This window comes from Actinoalloteichus fjordicus, from assembly GCF_001941625.1.
GTDB lineage: Bacteria > Actinomycetota > Actinomycetes > Mycobacteriales > Pseudonocardiaceae > Actinoalloteichus_A > Actinoalloteichus_A fjordicus.
This window is the reverse complement of record NZ_CP016076.1, coordinates 2,871,201-2,882,324: the sequence shown is the minus strand read 5'-3', so window position 1 is coordinate 2,882,324 and position 11,124 is coordinate 2,871,201. Positions and strand designations below refer to the sequence as shown.

General features: G+C 70.5%; 9 protein-coding genes. 5 read left to right on the top strand and 4 right to left on the bottom strand.

All coding sequences use genetic code 11. The annotated features are described in order from the left end of the window. Positions 1 to 143 precede the first annotated feature (143 nt). Entirely contained in the window at positions 144 to 782 is a 639-nt protein-coding gene (locus tag UA74_RS12865; RefSeq protein ID WP_075740449.1) for a transcriptional regulator, read from the top strand. A gap of 64 nt (positions 783 to 846) precedes the next feature. Here UA74_RS12865 and UA74_RS12860 read toward each other — a convergent pair whose 3' ends face one another. The 3 genes from UA74_RS12860 to UA74_RS12850 form a co-directional block, all read right to left on the bottom strand. After that, positions 847 to 2,148 carry a sensor histidine kinase gene (locus tag UA74_RS12860; protein WP_075740448.1) on the bottom strand — a complete coding sequence of 434 codons (1,302 nt, stop codon included), beginning with the start codon at positions 2,146 to 2,148 and terminating at the stop codon, positions 847 to 849. Between the two features lie 370 nt (positions 2,149 to 2,518). Further along, entirely contained in the window at positions 2,519 to 4,027 is a 1,509-nt protein-coding gene (locus UA74_RS12855; RefSeq protein WP_075764416.1) for a carboxylesterase/lipase family protein, read from the bottom strand. 178 nt (positions 4,028 to 4,205) lie between these two features. Further along, a complete protein-coding gene (locus UA74_RS12850; protein ID WP_075740446.1) occupies positions 4,206 to 5,015 on the bottom strand; it encodes a methyltransferase domain-containing protein in 810 nt (269 codons plus the stop codon). A 554-nt stretch (positions 5,016 to 5,569) separates the two neighbouring features. Between UA74_RS12850 and UA74_RS12845 the strand changes: the two genes are divergently transcribed. Together UA74_RS12845 and shc are read left to right on the top strand one after the other, a co-directional pair. Then, positions 5,570 to 6,514, top strand: coding sequence for a polyprenyl synthetase family protein (locus tag UA74_RS12845; RefSeq protein WP_198043006.1), 945 nt, complete (start codon positions 5,570 to 5,572; stop codon positions 6,512 to 6,514). Positions 6,515 to 6,573: 59 nt separating this feature from the next. Further along, entirely contained in the window at positions 6,574 to 8,514 is a 1,941-nt protein-coding gene (shc, locus tag UA74_RS12840) for a squalene--hopene cyclase (RefSeq protein WP_083683168.1), read from the top strand. Here the strand turns inward: shc and UA74_RS30755 are convergent. After that, positions 8,451 to 9,002, bottom strand: coding sequence for a PPOX class F420-dependent oxidoreductase (locus UA74_RS30755; RefSeq protein WP_198043005.1), 552 nt, complete (start codon positions 9,000 to 9,002; stop codon positions 8,451 to 8,453). The two genes, shc and UA74_RS30755, sit on opposite strands and share 64 nt — an antisense overlap. Before the next feature lie 279 nt (positions 9,003 to 9,281). Between UA74_RS30755 and UA74_RS12830 the strand changes: the two genes are divergently transcribed. Beyond that, on the top strand, positions 9,282 to 10,052 hold the full coding sequence (locus UA74_RS12830) for a methyltransferase domain-containing protein (RefSeq protein ID WP_232237736.1): 771 nt from the start codon (positions 9,282 to 9,284) through the stop codon (positions 10,050 to 10,052). A gap of 119 nt (positions 10,053 to 10,171) precedes the next feature. Next, positions 10,172 to 11,077 carry a prenyltransferase gene (locus UA74_RS12825; protein ID WP_075740442.1) on the top strand — a complete coding sequence of 302 codons (906 nt, stop codon included), beginning with the start codon at positions 10,172 to 10,174 and terminating at the stop codon, positions 11,075 to 11,077. The last annotated feature ends 47 nt before the right edge of the window (positions 11,078 to 11,124 follow it).

The window sequence follows — 11,124 nt, the reverse complement described above, 5'->3', positions numbered from 1 at the left end:
ACCGCCTATGCTCCAGGGAATCGAAGCGCGCGATTCCGCGAACAGGGGGGTTCGATGGGGAGCGAACGGCGATCCGGGTCTGCACCGCTGCCGTCACACGGCGAGAACGACGAGGGCCCGTGTCCCGACGACATCGACGCCGCATGATCACGGTCTCGTTCGTCGACGACGACCAGATGCTGTTGGACGGGCTGGCCGCCTGGTTGTCGTCCGTGCCCGACCTGCGGCTGCTCGGCACGATGCGCACGGTGGACGAACTCCTGGCCGCACCGGGAGCCCGCCCGCAGGTGGTGGTGCTGGACCTGCTGCTCGCCGACCGCTCCGATCCCGTCGAGAACGTCCGCCGTCTGGTCACGGCCGACGTCCAGGTCCTGGTGGCCAGCGTGGTGCCGCACGTCGAGCACGGGGTGGACGTCGTCCGGGCGGGGGCGCTGGGCTACCTCACCAAGGATCACGCGCTCGACGTGCTGGCCGACGCGATCCGACAGGTCGCGGCCGGGGAGACCGTCTACTCCACCGAACTCGCCTACTCATGGTCTCGAGACACCAGGCCGGAACGACCCCGCCTGGCCGCGCAGGAGCGGGCCGTGCTCGTCGCCTACGCCTCCGGGATGACGTTGACGGCGGCGGCACGACGCGCCGGGGTGCAGCCTGCGACCGCGAAGAAGTACCTCGCGAAGGTGAAGGAGAAGTACCGCGAACTGGGCCGCGCCACCTACACCAAGCTGGACCTGGCCAACCGGGTCCGTGAGGACGGCCTCGCCCGCTATCCGCTGAGCTGAGACGGACCGGCCGCCGTCGCCGGGTCTGCTCCGCCGCCGGTGCGCGGCGACGGAGCCCCGGTCCTCACTGGCGCGACCGGGCTCCGGCGACTCCCGTCGTCGCCAGGGCGGGCCGGATCTCCTGCCGCCACGAGAGTTCCAGACAGGTTCCCTCGCCGAACATCGAGAACAACTCCACGCGGCCGCCGACCTCCTGCATGCGATCGATCACCGAGCGGCCGAGCCCGAGGCCCCTCGGCGTGGTGTCCGGATCGAAGCCGACGCCCCGGTCGACGACTCGCAGGGTGAGTTCGGCGTCCTCCCAGTCGACGGTCACCCACGCCTCGGGTGAGCGGGCATGCCGGGCGACGTTGTTGAGCCCCTCCCGGCAGGCGTCGGCGACGGCCTCGACGACATGTCGGGGAAGATGACCGGGCAGGGTGCCCGGCAGGTAGTGCACGCGCAGCCCGAGCCCCTCCGCGTCGGCGATGACCTCGGCGAGTTTGTCGCCGAGGCCGGTGAAGCCGCCCGCGGAGTCCTCGACGATCAGCCGCCGGATGTAGTCGGCATCCTTGGCGCACCGCCGCCGCACCTGATCCGTGCGATGGTCGAGCCCGCCGCGTGCGATGGCGGTCAGGGTCGCCAGCGCCGTGTCGTGCAGGGCGCGGTAGTGGGCGATGCGCTCGTGGAAGCGCGCCTGATCGGCGGCCTTGGCGACCTCGGTCGCGAGCCTGCGCTGCGAGGCCTCGTCGAGGATGCGCGACTGCGCTGAGAGGTAACGGCGCATGTAGTGCAGCAGCAGTCCGAACCAGAGGCAGGAGTTGAGGTGGCCGATCATGTTCGGCGTGACCGCGAAGGAGGCACCCCCGCCGCTCAACGCCCAGACGTAGGCGATCATCGGGGCGAGCGACACGAGGATCGCCGCTCTCGGGGCCAGCGTCGCCCCGATGAGCGCCGCCGTGCCCAGCACGTACTTCGACGACCAGTTGACCGAGGTGAACTCCGTGCCCGGCAGACAGTTGCGGGTGACCGCCGCCAGCAGCACGCAGCCGATCAGGACGTCGACGGCGACCATGCCGTGGGTGAACCAGCCGCGCCGCCCGATCCCAGCGGCCATGAGGACGTTCCAGCCGAAGGCGCAGGCGAGCAGCAGTCCGTTGAGGACGACGGCGTGATAGCTCGCGGCCTGCGACGCGGCCAGGGCGGGCAGCAGATAGCTGGCCCGCTGACCGAACAGGAGCACGGCGATGAAGCGGCGGGCCCGCTCCTCCCCCGGTTTGGAGAGCATGTAGCGAGGGTCGAGCCAGCCGAGAGTGCCGCCGGGCGCCAGGCCTCGTAACCGTCGGAGTCTCGCCGCATGCCCCCACCAGGACGTGAACCGGCTCATCCCGCACCATCTCCCCGGACCGCCGCCGGTCGGCCAGCCCCCACCGGCGAGTCGAACGGTAACCGGGCCGTGACCGGCCGTGCCGATCTGTCGACGCACCGACGTCTATTCGTGATGCGGTCGCGTCCGGGACGTCCGCCGAGCACACACGGTGATCACGGCCGGTACGGGGCAGGCCTCGACGGACCTGGCGGCGAGGGGGTCGAGGATCACGGGAGGGGATCTACGGCGGGACATTCCACCTGCTGAAACGTCCCCATGCGCGGTGTTCGACAGGGTGGACCGGCCTCGGCACCACAGACCCGACGACCGGGCCGCGCCCACTCCTCGACCGAGTCCGACACGCTTCGTGTCCGGGCTCCGGTGCCCGTCAGCCCGCGGTGTCGTTCGGCCGGACCGTATCGCGCCGGACGGCGCCGTCGTCGGCTCGGCGGTCGAGCGAGTCGTGCGGCGTCTGCCAGATCCGGGTCGGCGATGGCCCGACGGCGGCGGGCACGGCGGGCCAGCCGGGATCTCCGTCGGTCGCGAAACCGACCCAGGACGCCGTCATCCGACGCGACAGTGCCCGGTCTGCCTCGCCCGGCGGACCGCCGATCAGGAAGTGCGCCCCCGGCACGTCGAGATTGCCGAAGGCGAACGGGAGGTCGGCGTTGTGCCAGGCCGGAACCGGGCCGCCGGGACCGAGGCGGCGGGCGAAGCGAGCCGACCAGGCTCGACCGCCTGCCCCGACGTGCTCCTCGATCAGCCGGGCGGCGGGCCTGCCGACGACGAACTCACCGAACACGTCGAGATAGGACTCGACGATCGAGGCCGCAGGCCGACGCCGACGCAGGCCGAGGACGATCTCCTCGGGAATGCCCATCGCCGCGACGAAGTCGGCGAAGCCCGCCTCGTCGACCACCGACGGCACGCCGTCAACCGCGTGCAGCAGCCAGTGCTCGTCCGCCGTGCGGCAGACCAGCAGGTCGACGTCGGAAGCGAGGCCCGTGCGCAGCTGCTCCTCCGGGGACGCGGCGAGCAGCGCATCGGCCCCGCCGTCGGCGGGCACCGGGCCGTAGAGGACCGAATCGTAGTACCGGCGGCCCTCGGCCGGGTCCGCACGGCAGGCGGCCGACACCGCGTCGGAGGCGGCGACGAGCGTCTGCGGCGATGCCTCGGACAGGCGAGTCACCGAGGGCAGCCCGGCCACGGCGGCGATCCGCTCGGCGACGTCGTCGGCAGCGTCACGAGTGAAACGCACCCCGACGGGACTGTGGGCGATCACTCGGCGGAACAGCCCGCGTGCCTCGGGCAGCCCCAGCAGGCAGGCCGCCGAGGTCGCGCCCGCCGACTGGCCCGCGAGGGTGACCTGATCGGGATCGCCGCCGAACGCCGCGATCTCGTCTCGAACCCAGTGCAGTGCGGCGAGCTGGTCGAGCAGCCCTCGATCGTCCGGGAATCCCGCGAGCCGCCCGAAGCCCTCGAAGCCCAGCCGGTAATTGCACGTGACCACCACGAGTCCGGCCGAGGCCAACGTCGTCCCGTCGAAGTCGGGCTGGGCCGCCGACCCGAAGGTGAACGCCCCGCCGTGCAGCCAGCACAGGACCGGCGACGGCGGGCGGTCGGCGGCGGGCCGGCGCGTCCAGACGTTCACCGTGAGGACGTCCTCGTCGCCCGGCGACCAGGTCGGCATGCCGGGCAGCCGCGCGGACTGCGGCGCGACGGGCCCGAAGGACCGAGCGTCGCGGACTCCGGCCCACCCGGCGGCGGGGCGGGGCGCCCGGAAGCGGTCCGCACCGAAGGGCGGGGCCGCGTAGGGGATGCCGAGGAAGGCGAGCACCTCCGGCGAGCGTGCGATGCCGCGCACCCGACCGGCGGAGGTGGCGACGAGGTCGTCCATTCCGATCCCCCCGTCTTCGCCACCGCCGGTCGACGGACGACGATTGGGCACTGTAACCGGGCGCACGCGTCGAAGGCAGCTCGATTTCCGTGCCCGCCGGGCCGATGGGCGCCCGCGTCGGCGCAGCCCGTCCGAGCCGACAACCGACGGCGGGCCGAGGACCGTCGGCCGGTCGGCCTCAGGCCCGGCAGAGCACCTCGCCGTGCAGGACGGCGAACCAGGCGCCGTCGTCCTCGGCCCACTCCCGCCAACCCGCCGCGATCCGCTGCAGCTCCGCCTCCGTCGCGTGCCCCTCGTGGCGCGCGCGGGCGGCCACGGTGGACTCGGTCATGCGCTCGGCCCACAGGCCGCTCCACCAGGCCCGGTCGTCCGGATCGGCATAGCACCAGGTGGAGGCGGTGGCGGTGACGTCGGTGAACCCGGCCTGGCGAGCCCAGGAGGACAGTCGACGGCCCGCGTCCGGCTCGCCGCCCGCGGCACGGGCGACGCGGCGATAGACCGAGCGCCACTCCCGCATCGCAAGCGGCTCAGGGAACCAGGTCATCGCGGCGTAGTCGGCGTCGCGGACGGCGACCAGTCCACCGGGGCGGCACACCCGACGCATCTCCCGCAGCGCGCCGACCGGATCGGCGAGATGCTGCAACACCTGGTGTGCATGGACTACGTCCACGGCGTCGTCCGGCAGATCGAGCGCGTAGACGTCGTCGGCACGCACCTCGAGGTCGGTCAGACCGCGATCCTCGGCCAATGCTCGGGTGGCCGCGATCGCGACGGGTGCCACGTCGACTGCGACGACCCGGCCGGGAGCCACCCGCTCGGCCAGCTCGACGGTGATCGTGCCGGGACCGCATCCGACGTCGAGCAGATCGAGGCCGGGCCGCAGCCGATCCAGCAGATAGCCGGCGGAGTTGGCCGCCGTCCGCCATCGATGGGACCGCAGCACCGAGTCGTGGTGTCCGTGCACATACTGATCAGCCTCTGCGGTCATGGGCCCTCCCCGTCGTTCGTCCCGCGCCCCGACCGTACCGGGCGCCTCCCATCATTCGAGAGCGGGCTCTCATGATTCGAGAAAATAGCACCATGCCGGGACCAGCCGACCAGAGCAGACCCGACGCCGCCCGCAACCGAGGAGACGTCATTTAACGCGGCCGAAATCGGACCTCGGGAATAAGCCGGTCCGCATACTGGGAGTGACGATCGGCGAATCGCGTCACAATCGGTGATCCTGGTGTTCCCGCGCCACCTGCGCGAACTTCGACGACCGGCGGATCGACCGCCAACCGCCTTTGTTATTCACTACTCCATTCGTCCCAGTCGAGCTTAGTGCAGGCGTCTCTCCCGCCGCCGCCTCAAAACCAATTTCAACTCGGCGCGGAGTCTTGCCTGCCATTGTGCCGACTGGCAGTGTGAAAGCGATCAACAAGTCATCTGAGTCTTTCAAGGGGGCGGTGCACCATGACATCCAGGTCGTCATCGAGCAGTTCTTCTTTTCCCCGACTCACCACGGATCTGGCGGCGGTGCGGCGGGCGATCATCGATTCGGTGACTGTGGGCGACGAGCGAGCGCGAGGCCCTTTCGAGCATTTCACCCGCAGGCCGGGCAGGCTCTTCCGGCCGACACTCGCGCTGACCTCGGCCTACGTCGTCGACCACCAGGTGTCCGCCGAGGAGGTGATCCCCGCCGCCGTGACCGTGGAGCTGCTCCACCTGGCCACGCTCTGCCATGACGACCTGTGCGACCGAGCAGAGACCCGACGAGGTCACCCGACCGTCAACGCGCTGTTCGGCGACGCGACCGCCCTGATCTCCGGTGACTATCTGCTCGCCTGCGCCACCGGCACGGCGGCGTCGTTGGGCACCCTGCCGATGCAGCTCATCGGCGAGACCTTGAAGACGATCTGCATGGGCCAGTTGCAGGAGGGCCTCGACCTCTACGACGTCGACCGCTCGGAGAGCGCCTACTTCGCCGCCATCACCGGCAAGACCGCCGCCCTCATGGAGGCCAGCGCGGTGCTCGGCGCGGCAGCGGCAGGCGGGGACGCGGTCGCCAGAGCAGGCATGGGGTCCTTCGGCCGCAACCTCGGCATCGCCTTCCAGATCTGGGACGACGTGCTCGACATCTGGGCGCCGAACGGCGTGACCGGCAAGGAGTCCGGGCAGGACCTGGCCAACGGGGTCTACACGCTGCCGGTGATCTACGCACTGCGCGAGCGGCCCGCCGAGCTGCAGCCCCTGCTCAGCAAGGGCGAGTTCACCCCGCAACGCCGTGAGGAGATCCTCGCCGTGCTCGGCCGCACCGATGCCGCGGAACAGTCCCTCCGCGTGGCCAGGGCCCACATCGAGCAGGCGCTGTCCGACGTCCGCTCCCTGCCCGGCGTCGCGCCGGACTCGGCGGAGCGGCTCATCGCCGTCGCGCGGCTGCTCATGCCCGAGATCGACCGGCTGCTCCCCCGGCCAGAGCATGTCGAGACCTCTGTCGTCGCCTGAGCGGCGGTGCTCGTGCTCACCATCGAGAAGTCCGAAACGAGAATGATCAAGAGGTGGCCATGACCAAGGTCGATGACGCCCTCGCACAGGCAGTCGACTGGCTGCTGAAACAGCAGGACAGCGAGGGTTACTGGTACGCGCCGGTGCTGACGAACGTGACGGCAGAGGCAGGCGAGCTGTTCATGCACGAGTTCCTCGGGACGCGAACCGAGGAGTACACCACGACCACGGCCCGCTGGATCAGGTCTCAACAACGAGCCGACGGCACCTGGGCGACCTTCCCCGGCGGACCGGCGGAGCTGTCGGTCACCATCGAGGCCTACCTGGCGTTACGACTGGCGGGAGATCGACCCGACGAGCCGCACATGGCTGCGGCGGCGGCGTTCTGCCGGGAGGCGGGCGGCGCCGAGCGCTCCCGCATGGTCACCAGGATCTGGCTCGCCATCCTGGGGCAGTGGTCCTGGGACGAGCTGCCCGTCATCCCCCCGGAGCTGATGTTCGTCCCCCGCGAGTCCTCGATGTCGGTGTACGGGTTCTCCGGCTGGACTCGGATGGCCGTCATCCCGTTGACCCTGATCAGCTCGCACCGGCCGACCGTCACGCTGCCCTTCGACGTCGACGAGTTACGGTCGGAGCAGCCCGTGCCGCCGCCCGCCGACCCGCCGCTGCTGAGCTGGCCCGGCATGTTCGTCCGGATGGACCGGCTGCTCCACCGCTACGAGCGACGGCCCGTCGCCAGGGTCCGACGCACGGCGGCCCGACTGGCCGAGCAGTGGATGATGCGGCATCAGGAGGTCGACGGCTCCTGGCTGGGGATCCACCTGATCACCGTGTTCGGGCTGCTCGGGCTCGGCGCGGCCGGCTATCGAGCCGACCATCCGACCATGGTCGCCGGCCTGCGCGGGCTGAGCCGCTTCGCCGTCACTGAGCAGACGCCACAGGGCGTCGCGCGCCGGGTCGCCTGCTGTCCAGGGCCGGTCTGGGACACCGCGCTGGTCGTGCTCGCCCTGCTGGACTCGGGAACCGACCCAGCCGACGACCGAGTCCGCGCGGCGGCGGAGTGGCTGTTGGACCGGGAGATCCGCACCAAGGGCGACTGGGCGGTCAACCGACCCGATCTGGTGCCCGGCGCGTGGTCCTTCCCCTTCGCCATGGAGCACTTCCCCGACTGCGACGACACCAGCCTCGTCGTCCTGGCCCTGCACCGAGTGGCCGAGGCCGACGGCTCGCCGATCGCCGAGCGCGCCGCAGCCGCCGCCGACCGAGGCTTCGGGTGGCTCTTCGGCCAGCAGTCCGAGAACGGGGGCTGGGCCGTCTACGACGCCGACAAGACCTCGGACATCCTCGCGCAGCTGCCCTTCTGCGATTTCGGGGTCGCGACCGATCCCCCCTCGGTGGACATCACCGCGCACGTGGTGGAGGCCTTCGCCCGAATACTGCCGCCCGACGACCCGAGGATGCGCAACGGCGCCCTCTACCTGCTGAAGACTCAGGAAGAGGACGGATCGTGGTTCGGCCGCTGGGGTGCGAATTACGTCTACGGCACCGGAGCGGCGGTGCCCGCCCTGATCGCGGCGGGCGCCTCACCGCAGAGCCGGGCTGTTCGTCGGGCAGTGCGCTGGCTGGTCGACCATCAGAACGCCGACGGCGGCTGGGGTGAGGATCTGCGCTCCTACGACGACGACTCGTGGCGGGGCAGGGGCGAGTCGACGCCCTCCCAGACCGCGTGGGCGCTGCTCGCGCTGCACGCGGCAGGCGAGGGCGAGGACACGGACGTGGTCCGGCGCGGCATCGAATGGCTGACCAGCAGGCAGCTCCCGGACGGCACCTGGGAGGAGCATCTGTTCACCGGCACCGGGTTCCCCGGCGACTTCTACATCGGATACCCGCTCTACCGGCAGATCTTCCCCATCATGGCGCTGGGCAGGTATCGGCGTCAGCCGGTCACCGGGTCACCGGCCTCGGTGGCGGCAGAGTCGTCCAAGACGATCTCCAGGTAGCACATGTCGACCCGCAGCAGGTCCTGGATCAGCGCACACGCGGCGCGGACCAGGCGGTAGCCCCGCCGGAGCGCCAGCTCCGCGCTCGCCTCCTCGGCTGGTCCGAGGAGGCGAGCGCGGGCGGGAACCGCCGGAGCGGTGGGGACGCCTCTGGTGGTGCACGGGGCCAGCAGCACTCGAGGCTCACGCCGTACGCGCTTGACCTTGCCGGACGGGCGCTGGGTGCGGACGTAGACGATCCCCGCCGTCCGAGCCGCCCAGACCGGGGTCGCCACCCGGGAGCCGTCCCGCCGGAACGTGATCAACAGGGTCTGCTTTCCCCGTGCGATCGACTCCGGCGTGGACTCGGTCCGGTCGGGCATCGCGTCGAGCAGCTCGAGGATGCGAACGGACGGAATGCTGAGCCGGTCGGCGACCCGGCCGCCGGGCAGGGCCCGACCCGCGACCGGACGAGCGGACCGACGGGCGGGACGAACGGCGTCGCTCACGGACGCACCTCCTGTAGTCCTGGCACGCTTCGAGGCCGATTCACCCACCGGCCGATCCGCGATTATGACCGCCCTGCCTGGAATCCAGCAGCGGTTGTTCGACCATTGAAGGTCTCGGTTTAGCAGCAGGCACCTCGAGGCACGCTTGAGTACCACTGGATTGGCCAGAAGGGTTGCCACCGATGGACGCATAGACCATTGTATGGATGCCGCCAGACAGCTCTACTTCCTTCTCTGAATCCTCTCTCTCGGCCGACTCGACACGACGGGATGACGACGGTGAGCAGCACTCGGATTCCGAATGACCCGCGCCAGTACGACGAACTCGCCGATCAATGGTGGAACCCGGAGGGCACTTTCGCGTCGCTCTCCTGGATCGCCCGCTGCCGCGCGGCCCTGGTGCCCACCGCGACCAGAGAGAACGCCGTGCTGGTGGACGTCGCGTGCGGCGGCGGCCTGCTGCACCCGCACCTGGTCGGGAAGGGTTACACCCACGTCGGCGTGGACCTCTCGGCCGAGAGCGGCCGGGTCGCCCGCGCCCACGGCGTGGACCAGGTGATCCGAGGCGACATGAATCGCATTCCGTTGGCGAACGAGTGTGCCGACGTCGTCACGGCGGGCCAGTGTCTTGAGCACGTCACCGACCCGGCCAGGGTGATCGCCGAATGCTGTCGAATCCTCCGGCCGGGCGGCACGCTCGTGGTGGACACGATCCCGGACACCGCCATAGCGCGACTGCTGATCATCACACTGGCCGAGAACCTGCCGCTCCGGGTCAAGGCGCCCAAAGGCTGCCATGACCACCGACTGTTCGTGAACCGAGCGGGTCTGGTGCGAGCCGCTGCGGCGCACGGAGTCTCGCTGCGTCTTCAGGGTCTCGCGCCCAAGCTCAGCGACATACCCGGATTCCTGTTTCACCGCCGTCCGGAGATCCGCCTCATCCCCTCGCGCAACACCAGCGTTCTCTTCCAGGGTGTGGGGGTGAAGCGAGTGCGTGCCGACGCGAGGAGTCACCGCGAGGCGAGGAGACCGGCGGGCATCGGCGGCTAGAACCGACGGCCAGGACGGTACTCGGCGGTCCGGCTCGTCCAGGTCCGGAGCGCGACATAGCGAAGTCCGCTCAGTCCCGCGAGCGGTCCGATCGCCGGAAACTCCCGGGAGGAGTCCCCATGACCACCGACTCGGCAGCCCTCTCCCATTCCAGGCCCGCTCGCCTCCTCGACTGGGTGCACGCGTCGGGTCCGCCGTTGATCCTCGTTCTGGTGCTCCAGGGCGCCTATGCCGTCTCCGCCTCCCACCATCTGGAGCAGCTCTCCCCGTGGCGGGTGGGCCTGACGCTGGCGATGTTCGTCTTCGACGGCATCGGACGGCGACTGATCAACGACTACGAGGACCATGCCCGCGGTCTGGACCGGCCGGACCGGGTCCGGCCGGACAGCTCGTTGGCGCTGGGACTGGACATGCGCGTGGTCCGTCGCGTCGGCATGACCGGATTCGTGCTGGCCTGGCTCTGCGCAGGCTACCTGGCGGTGACGACGACGCCGTGGCTGCTGTTGTCGATCCCGATCCTCTATCTCGCCTACTTCGCCTATGCGGGCGGCCGTCGACCACTGGGCCATCGGGGCCTCGGGGAGGCCCTCGACTTCGTGTTCACCGGCACGATGGTGACGTTGGTGGTCGGCTGGGTGAACGTGGGCCGGGTCGACGGCGCCCTGGTGCTGGCCGCGCTCGGCGCCGGCTTCCTGTTCATGAGCCTGATGCTGCACAACAACGCCCGTGACGTGGAGAAGGACGCCGCAGTGGGCAAGACGACGCTGCCACAGCTCGTCCCGCCGTCGGCGACCAAGGCCGTCTACGTCGCCGGACTGTCGGGCTTCTACCTCTGCGTCGCGGGCATCGCGGTGCTGCTGTCGGCGCCCTGGTACCTGCTGCCGCTGGTCACGCTGCCCTGGACCGCGTCGCTGGCCGTCACGGTCCTCCGAGGCCCGATCGGCGACAAGATGGTCTCCTGGGCGCGGCTGTACCTGCTGATGATCGCGAACTTCGCGTTGTTCTCCGTCGGCGCCTGGCTGTGAGTGGGCGGGTCGGCTCAGTCGAGCCTGCCTACCGTGTCGACGGCCTC